Origin of the sequence: Thermococcus pacificus (genome assembly GCF_002214485.1) — an archaeon.
GTDB classification, from domain to species: Archaea; Methanobacteriota_B; Thermococci; order Thermococcales; family Thermococcaceae; genus Thermococcus; species Thermococcus pacificus.
The window spans coordinates 639,663-653,887 of the sequence record NZ_CP015102.1; the positions used below are offsets into that span (position 1 = coordinate 639,663).

The 14,225-nt window shown below is 54.0% G+C and carries 18 protein-coding genes; 6 read left to right on the top strand and 12 right to left on the bottom strand.

The genetic code is table 11. The features are described from left to right. Positions 1-43: 43 nt before the first annotated feature. Positions 44-676, top strand: coding sequence for an METTL5 family protein (locus A3L08_RS03535; RefSeq protein WP_088854881.1), 633 nt, complete (start codon positions 44-46; stop codon positions 674-676). Then, complete coding sequence (locus A3L08_RS03540) at positions 654-1,982, top strand: RsmB/NOP family class I SAM-dependent RNA methyltransferase (protein ID WP_088853722.1); 1,329 nt, start codon at positions 654-656, stop codon at positions 1,980-1,982. The genes A3L08_RS03535 and A3L08_RS03540 overlap by 23 nt, the downstream gene beginning before the upstream one ends. Here the strand turns inward: A3L08_RS03540 and A3L08_RS03545 are convergent. The 10 genes from A3L08_RS03545 to A3L08_RS03585 form a co-directional block, all read right to left on the bottom strand. After that, entirely contained in the window at positions 1,979-3,070 is a 1,092-nt protein-coding gene (locus A3L08_RS03545; protein WP_088853723.1) for a mechanosensitive ion channel family protein, read from the bottom strand. The genes A3L08_RS03540 and A3L08_RS03545 overlap by 4 nt on opposite strands. Before the next feature lie 2 nt (positions 3,071-3,072). Beyond that, positions 3,073-3,714, bottom strand: a complete 642-nt coding sequence (locus A3L08_RS03550) for a DUF432 domain-containing protein (protein ID WP_088853724.1) — start codon at positions 3,712-3,714, stop codon at positions 3,073-3,075. A gap of 57 nt (positions 3,715-3,771) precedes the next feature. Continuing rightward, positions 3,772-4,227, bottom strand: coding sequence for a hypothetical protein (locus A3L08_RS10090; RefSeq protein WP_232461760.1), 456 nt, complete (start codon positions 4,225-4,227; stop codon positions 3,772-3,774). Next, complete coding sequence (locus A3L08_RS10095; RefSeq protein ID WP_232461761.1) at positions 4,224-4,838, bottom strand: hypothetical protein; 615 nt, start codon at positions 4,836-4,838, stop codon at positions 4,224-4,226. Before A3L08_RS10095 ends, A3L08_RS10090 begins: the two co-directional genes overlap by 4 nt. A gap of 94 nt (positions 4,839-4,932) precedes the next feature. Continuing rightward, positions 4,933-6,108, bottom strand: coding sequence for a hypothetical protein (locus A3L08_RS03560; protein WP_232461762.1), 1,176 nt, complete (start codon positions 6,106-6,108; stop codon positions 4,933-4,935). A gap of 147 nt (positions 6,109-6,255) precedes the next feature. Beyond that, positions 6,256-6,903, bottom strand: a complete 648-nt coding sequence (locus A3L08_RS03565) for a DUF434 domain-containing protein (RefSeq protein WP_088853725.1) — start codon at positions 6,901-6,903, stop codon at positions 6,256-6,258. 21 nt (positions 6,904-6,924) lie between these two features. Continuing rightward, positions 6,925-7,701 (bottom strand): metal-dependent phosphohydrolase, encoded by a 777-nt coding sequence (locus A3L08_RS03570; protein ID WP_088853726.1) that lies wholly within the window; start codon positions 7,699-7,701, stop codon positions 6,925-6,927. Between the two features lie 99 nt (positions 7,702-7,800). Next, positions 7,801-8,214, bottom strand: coding sequence for a type II toxin-antitoxin system VapC family toxin (locus tag A3L08_RS03575; RefSeq protein ID WP_088853727.1), 414 nt, complete (start codon positions 8,212-8,214; stop codon positions 7,801-7,803). Positions 8,215-8,246: 32 nt separating this feature from the next. Continuing rightward, on the bottom strand, positions 8,247-9,479 hold the full coding sequence (eif2g, locus tag A3L08_RS03580) for a translation initiation factor IF-2 subunit gamma (RefSeq protein ID WP_088853728.1): 1,233 nt from the start codon (positions 9,477-9,479) through the stop codon (positions 8,247-8,249). Positions 9,480-9,593: 114 nt separating this feature from the next. After that, the gene (locus tag A3L08_RS03585; protein WP_088853729.1) at positions 9,594-9,971 is read right to left on the bottom strand and encodes a 30S ribosomal protein S6e; all 378 of its coding nucleotides are present in this window, start codon (positions 9,969-9,971) and stop codon (positions 9,594-9,596) included. A gap of 147 nt (positions 9,972-10,118) precedes the next feature. On the opposite strand from A3L08_RS03585, the gene A3L08_RS03590 reads away from it, so the two are divergent. Further along, complete coding sequence (locus A3L08_RS03590) at positions 10,119-10,289, top strand: preprotein translocase subunit Sec61beta (protein ID WP_088853730.1); 171 nt, start codon at positions 10,119-10,121, stop codon at positions 10,287-10,289. Here A3L08_RS03590 and A3L08_RS03595 read toward each other — a convergent pair. Next, complete coding sequence (locus A3L08_RS03595; RefSeq protein ID WP_088853731.1) at positions 10,286-10,942, bottom strand: hypothetical protein; 657 nt, start codon at positions 10,940-10,942, stop codon at positions 10,286-10,288. The two genes, A3L08_RS03590 and A3L08_RS03595, sit on opposite strands and share 4 nt — an antisense overlap. Positions 10,943-11,027: 85 nt before the next feature. Between A3L08_RS03595 and engB the strand changes: the two genes are divergently transcribed. Further along, a complete protein-coding gene (gene engB / locus A3L08_RS03600; protein WP_394335135.1) occupies positions 11,028-11,651 on the top strand; it encodes a GTP-binding protein EngB in 624 nt (207 codons plus the stop codon). Here engB and A3L08_RS03605 read toward each other — a convergent pair. After that, positions 11,598-12,062 carry an Lrp/AsnC family transcriptional regulator gene (locus A3L08_RS03605; RefSeq protein WP_088853733.1) on the bottom strand — a complete coding sequence of 155 codons (465 nt, stop codon included), beginning with the start codon at positions 12,060-12,062 and terminating at the stop codon, positions 11,598-11,600. The two genes, engB and A3L08_RS03605, sit on opposite strands and share 54 nt — an antisense overlap. Before the next feature lie 215 nt (positions 12,063-12,277). Between A3L08_RS03605 and A3L08_RS03610 the strand changes: the two genes are divergently transcribed. Together A3L08_RS03610 and A3L08_RS03615 are read left to right on the top strand one after the other, a co-directional pair. Further along, a complete protein-coding gene (locus A3L08_RS03610) occupies positions 12,278-13,345 on the top strand; it encodes a Clp1/GlmU family protein (RefSeq protein ID WP_088853734.1) in 1,068 nt (355 codons plus the stop codon). A 44-nt stretch (positions 13,346-13,389) separates the two neighbouring features. Continuing rightward, the gene (locus A3L08_RS03615) at positions 13,390-14,220 is read left to right on the top strand and encodes a geranylgeranylglycerol-phosphate geranylgeranyltransferase (RefSeq protein WP_088853735.1); all 831 of its coding nucleotides are present in this window, start codon (positions 13,390-13,392) and stop codon (positions 14,218-14,220) included. Positions 14,221-14,225: the final 5 nt, after the last annotated feature.

The window sequence follows — 14,225 nt, forward strand, 5'->3', positions numbered from 1 at the left end:
CACAAAAAATATAAATAGTTTTCTGAATTTTAAAGCCACTATGATGAAAAAGAAGCACCTCGCGATGACGCTTTCAAAATTAAAGGGCTTTCCGAAGCCGAAGCAGGAGCTGGAGCAATACAGGACGCCGGGAAACGTTGCGGCGGAGCTTTTATGGCTGGCCCACTCCCTCGGCGATATTGAGGGCAGGGTCATAGCGGACCTCGGCGCCGGGACGGGAGTTTTGAGCATCGGGGCGGCGCTCCTGGGGGCGAAAAAGGTTTACGCGGTTGAGATAGACGGGAATGCCCTCAGGATAGCCAAAGAAAACGCCCGCTCCCTTGGTGTTGAGTGCGTTGAGTTCATAAACGCCGACGTCTCTGGGTTCTCGGAGAGGGTTGATACGGTCGTGATGAACCCGCCCTTCGGGAGCCAGGTAAAGCACGCGGACAGGCCGTTCCTCCTCAAGGCTTTCGAGGTGAGCGATGTGGTTTATTCCATCCACCTCGCGAAGCCTGAAGTTAGGGGCTTTATAGAGGCCTTCACTCGGGACAACGGGTTTGAAATTACCCACCGCATAACCCTGCCGTTTGAAATCCCCGCCCAGTTCCACTTCCACAAAAAGAGGCTGGAAAGGATTATGGTTGACGTATACAGGTTCGAGAGGGTTGGAAATGGGAAAGCTGAAACTGAGTGACAGACAGCTCTACGCACTCATAGAGTCGGTCAAGCTCGGTGAAGAGGTGAAGCCGAGTCAGCAGGCCAAGAGAAAGGCCTTCGCAAAGTATAAAATCGAGGGCTGGGAGAACTCCAAGCTGACGGGGATTTTCTACTCCATCCAAAGGAGACTTGGCCTCATAGACGAGATAATAGAAGAGCTCGTCGGCGTCTCCCCCCTCATCCTCGACCCCTGGCTGAGGGCCGCTTTGAGGGTGGCCGTCGAGGTCGCCGTATTCCGTGATCCGAATGAAAAAACAATTCAGCACCTCAGGGGCCTCGCCCAGTTTCTGTCAAAGCGAACCCACCCCTACGTTGGCTATTACTACTACGACATCCTTCCGAGGGTTCTCGAATACATGCCCGTTATCGACTCCGAGGAGAAGAGGCTGAAATGGGACTACCTGTTCCCCGAGTGGTTCATAAGGAGGGTGAGAAACCTCCTTGGAGACGAGGCAGAGGAACTCCTAAAAGCACTAAACGAGACCCTGCCAACGAGTATAAGGGTCAATCGGCTGAAGGTGAGCGTTGAGGACGTTGAGAACTACCTGAGAAAAAAGAACGTCCGCTTCGAGAGGAGCGAGAGGGTTGATACCGCCATCAGAATCCTCGACCCCTTCAACCCTGAGTGGCTTTTCAACAAGGGCTTTGCTGTAGCGCAGGAGGAGGCTGCTGCCGTTGCATCGCTCGTCCTCTCGCCAAAGCCCGGGGAGACAGTGGTAGACCTCGCGGCAGCTCCCGGTGGGAAGACGAGCCACATGGCCGAGTTAATGAACAACGAGGGTAAGATATACGCCTTCGACATTGACAAAGCAAGGGTAAAACGCATGAACGAAGTCTTGAGGAGAACGGGCGTAGAGATAGCGGAAACGATCAAAGCCGACGGCAGGAAAGCCCCGGAAATCCTCGGTGAGGGCGTGGCGGACAGGGTCATGCTCGACGCGCCGTGCACGAGCGATGGAACGATAGCAAAAAACCCTGAACTGAGGTGGCGCCTCCGCGAGAAGAACATTTCAAAAGTAGTCGCCCTCCAGAAGGAGCTAATAGAGAGTGCATGGAAGCTTTTAAAGCCTGGCGGGAGGATGCTTTACTCGACTTGCTCGATGCTCCCAGAGGAGAACGAGGAAGTTGTGAAGTGGTTTCTCAAGAGACACGAGAACGCGGAGCTAATCCCCCTCAACGGTCCATACGACGAAGGCTTTTTACCGGGCACGATGAGGGCGTGGCCCCACCGGCACGGGACGATAGGCTTCTTCTACGCGCTGATTGAAAAGAAGAGGGGTTAAGTCCCGTTCTCCCCCTCTATCTTCACCCTCAGCTCCTCCGCAAACCAGTTGACCCTCTGCGGGAACGGTATCTCTATGCCCTCCCTATCGAGAGCCTCCTTGATCTTCTGGACTATTTGAGTCCTCACGTCAAACCACTTCTCGCTCGGTGCCCACGCCCTAACGGCTATGTTGACGCTGTTGTCCCCGAGGTTGTCCACGAAAACAAGAGGTTCAGGCTCTGCCAGAACGTAGGGCATCTCGTTGAGGGTCTTCTTTATTACCTCTATCGCTTTTTGTGCGTCTTCCTTGTAGGCTATACCCACCGTTACATCAACCCTCCTTGCCGGATACTTCATCAAGTTCTTTATCTCGCTGTTGAAGAGCTTCTCGTTTGGAATCCTCACGAGGAGGCCATCCCACGTCCTTATCCTGGTTGAGAGGATTCTGATATCGTGCACTATTCCGGAATAGCCGGCCACCTCAACCGGGTCGCCTATCTTGAGGGGCTTATCAAAGTACATGAATATGCCCGAGATGAAGTTGGACACGACAGTTTGAGAGGCAAAACCGAGAACGATACCCGTTATTCCAGCTGCCGCGAGGAGCGTTGTCAGTTTGCCCGTGAAGCCAGCAATATTGAGGGCTATGAAGAACGCAAGGGTAACGAGGGTGTAGTAGAAGAGCTTTGCCTTGACCTGAACCTCCGGGAGCTTTTGCTGTGAAGAACGCATTATCATGTATTCTTTTGACTTCTTGGCAAGGAGGTAGGAGAAATAGAACACGAGGAAGGCCGTGAGGAGGTTGCTTATTCTGGTTCCCGCAATCTTAAGGGATAGAAGCCCAAGAGCATCAAAGGTGTAAACGAGAGTTACGACCATTATCAGGTTGTGGAGCGTTGATGCGGTGTCCTCGTTGATTATCCAGACGTACTTGGTACTCCTGGAGAGGTTAAGGAGATATTTCTTGAGAACCTTCGCTATTATAATGCCCGTTACAAGAATTAGAACTGCTTTTACAACTGCACCTAAAGTTAGAGTAAGGAAAAGCTTCTCTCCAAGGAGACCCTGCTCCCAGAGAGAGGTTGTGTTAGCCGCTGTGGAGTTCATCATCACCACCTCATGAGGAAGTTTGGAAGCGAAAGCTGGTTGCCCAAGGAGTTCAGCCCCTCCTTGGGGGGTTTTCCCGTGTTGTTGACTTCTGGGATATGATTTTTAATTGTAACAACAAGCAGGGGATAATACGCCTTATCTTCTGTATAATACATTGAGCTCCCTTTTACTGGGATTATAACCTTCTCAAGGGATTTCCACTCGCTGGAGGGATTCGAGACAATCAACTTAACCACGCCTAAACTCTCGGGCTCTTCCGCGTGGAACGAACTCACATGATAGCGGCATATAACCCCTGCCTCAAGCGTCCCGTAGAGGGCGTACTTCTCCTTTCCGACAATAAAGTGGTCTATGCTCAGCTCACCAACCTTAACATCAATCTCCACTGGAGCTTCAATATACCCTATTAAAGAACCCTGAGGGGGGACCACAACGGGTTCCCTGAACTTCACCATGAGGAGCCTAACCCCATAGCCCACCGCGGGAGAGGGGAGAATTTTGAGTTTTTCCCCGTTGCTCTTGATAATTTTTTCAACCTCATCCCTTCTGTAACGAACAATGCCTCCCTTATCCTCAAGCAGATGTACCTTTTTGTCGGCAATCTTTATGAACTGTGTTTTTAGCTCGTGCTCTCCGAACATGGGAGAAAAGTAGTCTTTGAAAGATTTAAACTTTGCCTGAAAAATGGGAACGGGGCTTCAGATTTTCTCGAAGCCTATGTCTTCCATCTTGACGTGCGTGAAGACGTTGGTTCCCTGTGCTATGAAGACGCCTTTCGCCTCTATGGGCACCGGGAGGTTGGCTGCCAATGTTGCCTCTCCCTGTCCGGTGGCGTCACCGAGCTGGTAGGTCCACTTGACGTTTGATACCTTGAAGTCGTGTCCGCCAAGGGTCATGGTCCCGTCCGGGTCTATCTCGTAGTTGTACTGGTACCCCATGGCCCCCACGCTGGCCTGAGTGGCCTGGTATAGGTTCTCGTCCTCAAGGGCCACCCAGAAACCGAAGTTATAGAAGCCCCACCAGCCCATGTAGATGTCCTGTATGTCCGCAATCTGCGAGAGCACGTTGATGTCCCCCTCTTGGTAGGGGGTAACACTCATTTCTCCAACCGCGCCGGGGTTGTAAAACTCGACCTCTGTGTCTCCGTACTTCATCCAGACCCAACGGTATCGCCGGCTCCTCCGTACAGTGATGCGTAGAGCGTCAGGAAATCGAGTGAGGGGAACAGGAAGAAGGTATCTGTGTCTTCTGTCCTCTCTTTAACCCAGAGGCGGTACTCAAAGGTGTCCGTCATGTTCTCGGAGTTTATCGGAATTATCTTTCCGTAATACTCGTAGACATCGAATTCGCCGAGGTCGACCTTCTCCTGCTCGCCGGTCTCCATGTTTATCTGGTTCCCGTAGACGTGGATTTTTGTGGGGCCCCGCCTCTTCTCGACCTCGTACTCGTAAATCTGACTGCCCTCCTCGGTTCTTACCCGGAGTTTGTACTTGACGTAGGTGATCATATACTGCTGGTCGTCTATATCAACTGGATTGTACGCGTCCCATGGATCGGCCCACGAGGCGTATTCGCCCGTTCCTGTCTCAGTTTCGGTGGTGGTGCCCGTTGAGGTTCCGGTGCCTGTCCCTCCAGGGCTTTCAGTCGTACCGTATCCACCGCTGCTGGTTCCGCCCTGGCTGGTGGTCTGAGAACCGCCGCTGGGCTGTTCCGAGGTGGTGGTCCCTCCCCCGCCTCCGAGACATCCGTTAACGCTTACAATCACCAAAAACACGAGAAAAACTGCAAAAGCAGCCCTGAATCTTTTCATACTCTCTCAACTCCTTCCTTTCTCTTACTCAAATATGATCTGTGAGTATTTAAACGTTAAGTGTCAGCCCTTTGACATAAAGCCAAAAACTGCCAAATTCACCTGAGACAAGGAGAACCCTACCGTCGTCGCTCAGCCTAACGTAGCCAAGTGACTCCCCCGGAACCTTCACGCTGAAGACCTCGTGGAAGTCCCGGAGGGAGTAGCAGTGAATCACCCCGCCTTTGACTGTAACCACGAAGTTCTCGTTGGCGAAGCGCATGAATCCCTCGAGGCTCTTCACCTCGGTCATGTTCCAGGTCAGAACCCTCGTGCCCTCGAACTCGTCGGTCCAGAGGAGGTACTTCTCCGTCGCCCGCACGCTCGGTATCAGAAGGGAGTACCAGCGGAGGCAGTATTGGCCGCTCCGGGCGAGAACATTCCCCTCCGCGTCTAGGACCCTCAGCTCTCCCTCGAACTGTCCGATTATTCTGTCCCCGTAGAGAACCACCATGTGGCTGTCGGGGCTGAGCGTCATGACTCTGCTCCCGTTCTTGAATATCAGGACGTCCCCCGCTTCCCCTCCGCTGCCGACGGCAACGAGCCCGGTGTCAGAGACATCCACCATGTTGTAGCCCCCGGCGTTCTCTATCGTGGTCTTCACCCCGTCGCAGTACAGCTCCTGCGTGGTTGCACCGGTGGTTATCAGGTAGCAGAGGTGGTTCCCACTTGGGGAGATGGCTATAGAGTCAGCAACAGCGCCGGCCCAGCCGTGTCTCTCCTCACCGGTCTGTCCTTCCCAGGAGTAAATCCTTACCCCGGCGAACTCAGCGTAATCGGCCAGGACGTGGGCTTCCCTGTCCCTCACGACCACCCCAACTACTACCGGCTCGACGGCATCGTCCCCTTGGAGGTCGAAGGTAACACTCTCGCCGCTGGGCTTCACGAGGTACAGATCGGCGTTGTTCCAGTCTATAACCGCCGAAAGGCTCCCATCCGGGCTCATGTCCAGGAGGGGAATGCCCGAGGTCGAAACGTTCCAGACGAGCTCCATCTCCCAGCTCTGCGGGGCCTGGCTCGTCGTGGTCTCGGACGGCTTTGAGGTCATTGGCAGGGAACTCGTCGGCGCGGTGGTTGAGCTGGTTGGGGAGGTCTTCGAGCTCTCTTCGCCTCCATCGAGACAGCCGCTCGCTGCGACCATCCCGAGGAGTGTCAATATCAGCATCACGGTTACAACTTTCTTCATGCAATCCCCTCCGGACCCGCAAGAAACGAAAGCGGCCTACAGGATGGGTTTATGACATTACTATCTCATTTGAATATTAAAGATTTTCCAAAGCTTCAACCGCGCCTGTAGTCATTCGAAAGGCGTCTCATGCTAAATCTGGGATAATTACGCTTCCCCTAGAAGTTCAACGAACGATTGGGGCCTTTTTCCTAGCCTTTGGGCTATGTATTGCGCCAGGTCGAAAACATGGGGGACTTTCGAGATTACCCCAACGTCGGCCGTCGCTACGGTCTCAAAACCCTTCAGCTCGAAGTCCGGGTTTTTCACCAGGTGAACTTCGCTCTGGAGGCCGAACCTTTTTAGAGCCTCCTCAGTGAGAGCCTTCACCACGCCGCTCTTCGGGACGTTCCTCCCGTAGAAGAAGACGGCCTTTCTAACTTCGAGCCCGCTCACTGCCCCGGCGATTTTTTCCAGAAGTTCCTCCGTATTCTCGTTGAGCTTATACCTTCCCTGGTACTTTAAATCCCTAACCAGGCCGTCCTCGCAGATTATCCCCTTTCCCTCCATGATGGACTCCAAGGTTATCAGAACGTTGAAGCCGTCTATGGCGAGGGTTCTGCCAGCGAGCTCTTCCAGTTTTAGAAGCTTTCTCCTGACCTCCTCAACCCAAGAATCCGGAAAGACGCACCTCGCGAGAAGGTGCCTTTCCTCAAGGGTCAGGCGGTAGTGGTTGGCCACGAAATCAAGGGCATACTTCTTCCTGTAGCCCCTGTTCAGGAGGTACTTGAGGTCGCGGTAGGCTTCCTCCAGCATGGATAAAGAAACGGTGGGAGGTTAAATAACCTTCTCCACCACCTCTCCATCTGTGCCCGTGTGTATCCTGAGCCTGACCTTTCCGCTGAGGAGGGAGCTCTTGACCTTCTTCGTCAGTATCTCGTCAACCTGAAAGATTCCTGCGGGATGCTTCATCCATATCTCGATGAGTATCGGCTGTTCCTCGTCCCCTTCCGTTATTTTCACTCTCTCGATGGCCAGTGCCGAAACCGCGTGGATGTCCACCTTGTCCTTCTTGTGGACGAGCCTGCTCCGCCCCTCCTCCATGTCGCAGCCGTCCGCTATGGTCACGAGCGAGCCCTCGATGGTGGTGCACGGGACTGCCTCGTCGTGGGTGTAGATGGCGTTGAGGGTGAGGGCTTTGAGAAGGAGGGGGTCTCCGTCCTCGAACTCGCCCACGAGCTTCTCTATTATGGGCTCCGCGAGGAACGCGCTGAACCCGTAGTGGTTTATCCTGTGTATCATGTTGCCGATGTCGTGAAAGAGGGCTCCAAAGGCCACTATGAACTTGCTCCAGCGGAGGGGCTTTCCGAGCTTTTCTGCCGTCGTCTGGATGCCGAACTTTTTGATGATACTGAGGAGCTCCAAAGCCCTTCTCGTCGTCAGAAGGACGTGCACGGGGCCGTGGTCGTTGAAGCCGTAGACGTTGAGGACTATGTAGTTGGTGGTGTCGAAGTAGTAGTGGTACTCTCTGAAGGTTCTCTCGTACATGCTGAAAAGTTCATCGTCGCCCATCAGCTCCCTTATCTCCTTGAGGAGTTCTTCCTCCGTGTACATTCTCTCACCCGGAAGCTAAACGGTGGGGAGAATTTAAGGGTTTTGAACGGAAGCCGGTGAAAATGACAGGGTGTTTTTTGGCGTTTTTAACTTTCTCTTTCACTCCAGCATTCCCTCAAGCTCAAGGATCTTCTTCGAGCGGAGGTAAACTACGGGAACCCCTCTCTCGCGGAGGCGTCTCTTCAGCCCCTTGTCATTGGTGCAGACTATGACGCGCTCGTTTTTCACCGCGAAGTCGAAAATCTGGTCGTCTATGGGCCTCTTTCCAAACTCTCCTATATCAACCCTCTCAAAGCGCTCGGCCAGCTTCTTCGCCATCCTTATGGCCATCAGGTCCTTCCCCTTTGATTTCCTCTCTATGACCTCCAGCTCCTGAAGGACGACGTTCGGGATGAGGATTCTGAAGCGGACGTCGAGAATTCTGTTGAGCTCACCTATGATGTCAACGCCGAACTGCCCCGGCACGAGGAGGAAGTTGGTGTCTGGAATGACCAGCCACTCTTTCTTTCCCATGGGAACCACCAACGGGAGAAAAGGGGAGGGAATCACTCCCTGATGAAGCCGTAGCCTATGAGGCGCCACCTGCTTCCGACCTGCCTGCTTATGGCAACGCGGTCTCCAGGCTCGGCACAGACAGGTATCTGGAGCTTCAGCTCAACGGTGTCCTTTCCGAGGCCCGTGACGAGCCCCATGGTTCTTGCAGTTCCAACGTTGAGCAGGAGAACCTCGCGCCTCTTTATCGGCTCGACCTTGAGTTCCTCCTCGGTTCCGACGACGCGGTCGAGGAGGTGAACCTCGAGGGTTATGTCGTCCCACACCGGCGGGAGCTTCCCTGGCTTTCCGACGACGTTTCCCGCCATGAGGTCGCCCTTGGTTAGGAACGGGTCGAGCTTGGTTCCGACACCGACGAGACCGCCTGGATAGGCTTCATCCACGAACTTCCCTCCGGCCTGAAGCGATACTATCTCCGTTGTTATCGGCTCGTAGCGTATCCTGCCGTGCTCCTCATAGGGGACACCGGGCCTTATCTCGATCTCATCCCCGACTTTGAGCTTGCCCTGGACTATGGAACCTCCTATGACTCCTCCAACGAGCTTCTCGGGAGGAGTTCCCGGCTTGTTAACGTCGAAGCTCCTCAGGACGAGCATCTTGGGCGGTTTCCTGAGGTCGTGCTTCGGTGTCGGAATGAATTCCTCAATCGCGGCGAGGAGAACGTCAACGTTTGCCCCGTGAAGTGCTGAAATCGGGATTATCGGAGCGTTCTCGGCGACGGTGCCCTTAACGAACTCCTTTACCTCTTCGTAGCGCTTCATAACGGTCTCCCTGTCGACGAGCTCTATCTTGTTGAGGGCTATGACGATGTTCTTGTTCCCTACTATCTGGAGGGCCATGAGATGCTCCCTTGTCTGGGGCATTATGCCCTCGTTGGCGGCTATGACGAGAACCGCGCCGTCCATGAGGGAAGCGCCGGCAAGCATCGTTGTCATGAGCGCCTCGTGACCAGGGGCGTCTATGAATGAAACCCTTCTCTCGAATTTGGTTTCATGACCGCAGTACGGGCAGACCGGGGAGCTGGAGTACCTGCCGCAGTTCGGGCACTTTCTTATCTCGGCATCGGCGAAGCCTATCTTAATGGTAATTCCTCTCCTCAGCTCTTCGCTGTGCGTGTCAGTCCAGATTCCAGTTAAAGCCTTTGTAAGAGTTGTTTTGCCGTGATCAACGTGACCGACCATTCCGATGTTAACTTCAGCCTGTCTAAACTCCTTCTTCTTTGCCATATTCTCTCACCCCTAACTTTAGAGCGTGGGGACGTTTATTAAGGTTACTTTAGGAGGGACTTTTTGAGAATAAATGAACCCAGCAGAAAAGCGGAAGTTAAGAAGGGGAGAAGCTCAGAAGATGAGCTTCATGTTGACCTGAACGATCTCGGGGCTGATGGTGTTGCCCCTGACGGTCTTCTTCCTCCTCTCACCGCGCTCCTTGGGCCTGAAGCCAGGGCCGCGGGAGACGAGGATCTTGACCCTCCTCGGGCCGTGAACGTCGGGCCTCATGGCGAAGCCGTCCTTGTCGGTTCCGCCGGTTATCCTGAGCTTCGCGTCGCCCGGAATCTCCTCGCCGAATATCTCGGTGAGGTTGAGTCCGAGCTCGCTCGCAGGAACTTCATCGCCTATGCGCTTTCCTATGAGCTTCTCAGCCTCTTCTCCGCTTATCTCTACCTGCTTGGCTATGCCGTTCTTCGGGTTGGATATAACAAGCTTGAAAGTGGCCATTTCCTCCCACCTCCTGTGTCATTAGCGGGATTCATTGGGTTAGCCCCTTATCCACCCCCTGGTGTGGCTCGGCCTTTAAAAAGTTTCCCCTTCCCATCACAACTTTTTTATACTCACACGAGAGCCTTATGTAAAGGGGTGAGAGAAATGGCAAAGGAAAAGACGACCCTGCCACCGACGGGAGCTGGATTGATGAGGTTCTTCGACGAGGACACGAAGGCAATAAAGATCGGGCCTAAGGGAGTCATCGCCCTGACGCTTATACTGGTTGCCTTTGAGATACTCCTCCACACCTTTGGTCCCCAGATCTTCGGCTAAATGAAGCTCGTCTTCTTTAATCCCCTTGCGTTCAGCTCTTCGTTTATTATGCTCCTTACGACTTCTTCCAGCTGGTTCTGAAGGAGCCTGTCCACATCCTCTTTTATCTTGTCTATGTCGTGTCTGAGTCCCTCGAGGAGCCTTATGTACTCCTTGGCCATATCCAGTTGTCCCTCCTGCCTGACCAGCTGCTCCTTGAGGTGCTCAAAGTCGTCCTTCATGACCTGGAACTTTCTGAGTTCGCGCTGAAGCTCATCAACCTGCTTCGTGAGGGAGTAGTTCTCCGCCTTGAGCTTCTCTATCATCTTGTCCTTCTCCTCAAGCTCCCTCACTAAGGTGTTGTACTCCTCCGCAACCTGGTTGAGCCGCTCGATCTCCCTCAGCGGGGGGACCTTGCCGTTACCGAGGATTATGACGTCCGGGCCAACGTTCACTATGTCGCTCGGCTTTATCTTCAGCTTCTTCTCGCTTGAGAACATGCTCTGACCCTTTCCGAGGTTCTCAACCTCCCTCATCTTCAGGATGAAGTAGAACTGGTCCCCCTCGACCTCGACGTTGATGTCCGTCACGTAGCCCAGTATCTTTCCTTCGGTGAGAGAGATTACGAACTTGTTAATGAGCTGGTTCGCCTTGGCTTCACTAGCTTCACTCATAGAATATCACCCGGCCAATTTTGTTTGGAAGGATACTTAACCTTTCCGCCAATGCTTATAAAGCAACCACCGCCATCAACCTACGGTGAGAGACATGATAATCTTCGCGGGACGTTCAAACGTTGGTAAGAGTACGCTCATATTCCGTTTAACCGGAAAGTGGGTCAAGCGCGGAAAGCGGCCCGGAGTGACGAGAAAACCCACCGAGGTGAACTGGAGGGGGAAGATAATAGTCGACATGCCGGGCTTCGGCTTCATGAGCGGTGTTCCGAAGAGGGTTCAGGAGAAAGTCAAAGATGAGATAGTGCGCTTCATAGAGGAGAAAGCGGACGAGATAGAGCTTGCCGTTCTTGTGGTGGACGGCAAAGCCGCGCCGGAGATAATCGAGCGCTGGGAGAAGCGCGGGGAGATACCCATCGACGTCGAGTTCTATCAGTTCCTCCGGGAGCTCAACATACCGACGATAGTAGCCGTGAACAAGCTTGACAAGATAAAGAACCTCCAGAGGACGATAAACTTCCTGGCGGAGAAGTTTGGGGTTCCGCCTTCCGAAATCAACGAGACCTTCGTGCCGATATCTGCAAAGTTCGGGAAGAACCTGGATAAACTCAGGCTGACGATGGAGAAGAAGCTGAAGGAGGGCAGAGAAAAGCCCTCAGAGAACCTCAAGGACGATGTGGGTGATGGTCTCCTTGACTCCGTCGAGTGAAGATATCTCCTCGAGTATCTCGTCCAGCCTCGTTTTGTCCGCTTCGATGATCAGATCGATGTCGCCGGTGACGCGGTATATCTTCTTTATCTTGAGGTTCTTTATGGCCTCGTAGACGTTCCTCCTCTTGGTGGGCTCTATCCTGACGAAAACGAATACATCACCCTTCTTTTCGCCAAGCAGGTCAAGGGCCTTGTCGGTTAGGTCTATGAAGCCCCTGCCCGTTCTTATGTATCCAAGTTCTTTGAGAACCTTGAGGTGGTTGCTGAGGGCCTGTCTGGTTATCCCGAGCTCCTCCGCGAGCTCGTCCTGGGTCTTTTCGACGGTGTGCACCTCTATGGTCTTGCCGTCCTCGTAGAACTTTCTCAGAAGCCTGAGCTGCCTGGGGGTGAGTGCAGTTTTCTCCTCCATTTTTAAACCTCCTTTGCATGATTAGCCTTTATGCATTTATTAAACCAACGATTTTTCAGGCCAATGTCAACTTTTGATGGCCCAATATTAGTGGCGTAGGGGGAATCTTATAAGTTTTTTCATCCTCCATTCCACTTCCAAGATAGGGCCCGGTTCAGCATGTTCTGTGGGCCTTAGCAGTTAGATTTTTAATTTCTTCCTCAAAGATTTCCTCCATGAACAAAGCGACCTACACCACGGACGTTCCAGGGGACAGGCTCTCCCTGCTGGAAACACTCTCTTCCCGCCAGAGACCGACCAAAGTAATGCTCATCGGCGGAACGGACAGCGGAAAGACAACCCTCCTCACGTTCCTCGCCAACGGCCTCATTGAGAGAGGACTGAGGGTCGCCATAGTGGACAGCGATGTGGGTCAGAAGGGAGTACTCCCCCCCGCGGCTATCAGCCTTGCCTTCCCTGAAGGGCCTTTCTCCAACCCCAGTGAGCTGAGGGGAGCGGCTCACTACTTCATAGGCACAACCTCCCCCGGGCAGTACGCTGGAGAGATGGCCGTTGGCGTAAAGAGACTCGTTGACATCGCCATCAAATCAGCAGACATCGTCCTGATAGATACTACCGGCTTCGTTACAGGCCCGGGTGCCGAGATGAAGCGCCTCAAGGCTGAACTCGTGAGGCCCGATATCGTGGTCTTCCTGGAGAAAGGGGGTGAACTCGAACATCTGCGGAACCTTCTCGCGCCTTACGGCGAAATACTCCGGCTCCCGGTCAGTCCGAAGGTCAGGGCTTACTCCAGAGAGGAGCGCAGGGAGATCCGGGGGAAAAAGTGGCGGGCGTACTTCGCGGCCTCCACTCCTGTGGATGTCGATCTGAGGGAGGTCATTCCAGGGGGCACGTCCCTCTTCCAGGGCAGACCTTTGACCCCTGAAGAAGTGGAGCTCCTTTCTTCTGCATTCGGCTGGCTTGTCCTGGCCGGCTGGAAGGGAGGGCGATACACCGTCGTCAAATCCGACGTTGAGTCCTCCCCAAGGCACTACGACCGCTTTGCCCTCCATGCCGTTGATTTTGAAAAGCTGAGCAACCTGCTTGTGGGCTTCATTGATGGGGATGGCCTTTGCCTTGGCGTAGGTATACTGAAGTGGATAAGCTTCAGCGCGAGAAAGGCGCAGGTTTTAACTCCCCTCTCCCCCGAGGAGGTGAGCAAAGCCGTGGAACTCCGCTTCGGCCGCATAAGGGTCCTTGAAAACGGCGAGGAGCTGGGCCTCCTCCGGAGGGATGAGCTGTAGCAAAGATTTTTAAGCCAATTCTCTAACTGAATTAGGTGACCCTAATGGAATTCAAGGCCTTCATCGAGATAACCAGGCCCCACAACTGCCTCCTCGCAGGGATAGTCGGGGTTCTCGGCTCCATAGTGGCCGTCGGCGACATCCCTGCCCCACGGACAGCGCTCCTGGTCTTTTTGGTGGTCGTCCTCGGTTGCGCCGGAGGAAACACCATCAACGACTACTTCGACTACGAGATAGACAAGATCAACCGGCCGGAGAGGCCCCTCCCGAGAGGTGCAATGAGCAGAAGGACAGCCCTCTACTATTCGCTGGCCCTGTTTGCCGTTGGCCTTTCTCTGGCGGCTCTGATAAACATCTACGCCTTCACCATTGCGTTGGTGGCTTACGTCATGATGTTCCTCTACGCCTGGAAGCTCAAACCCCTCCCCTTCGTGGGGAACCTCACCGTGGCGGCTCTGACGGCGGCGACGCCGCTCTACGGTGCCGTTGCGGTTGAACACCTCGGTCTTGCTGGTTATCTTGCGGTATGCGCCTTCCTCGTCAACGTCGCGAGGGAGGTCATCAAGGACATCGAGGACGTGGAGGGGGACGTCGCCAAGGGCGCCAGGACGCTCCCTATACTCTGGGGAAATAAGAAAGCCGCCCGCGTGGGGGCTCTCTTTGCGGTGCTCACCGTTGCGGCCTCTTTCCTCCCGGTTAAAGCCGGGGTCGGGCTCGGCTACTATGCCATGGTGCCGGTCGATTTGATAATCCTCTACGCTGCGTACCTGATACTCCGCTCCCAGGACAGGGAGACCGCTCACAGGTCGCAGAAGTTGCTCAAAATCAGCATATTCCTTGCGGTAATGGCTTTCCTGGTTGCGGCACTGGTCTAAGAAAG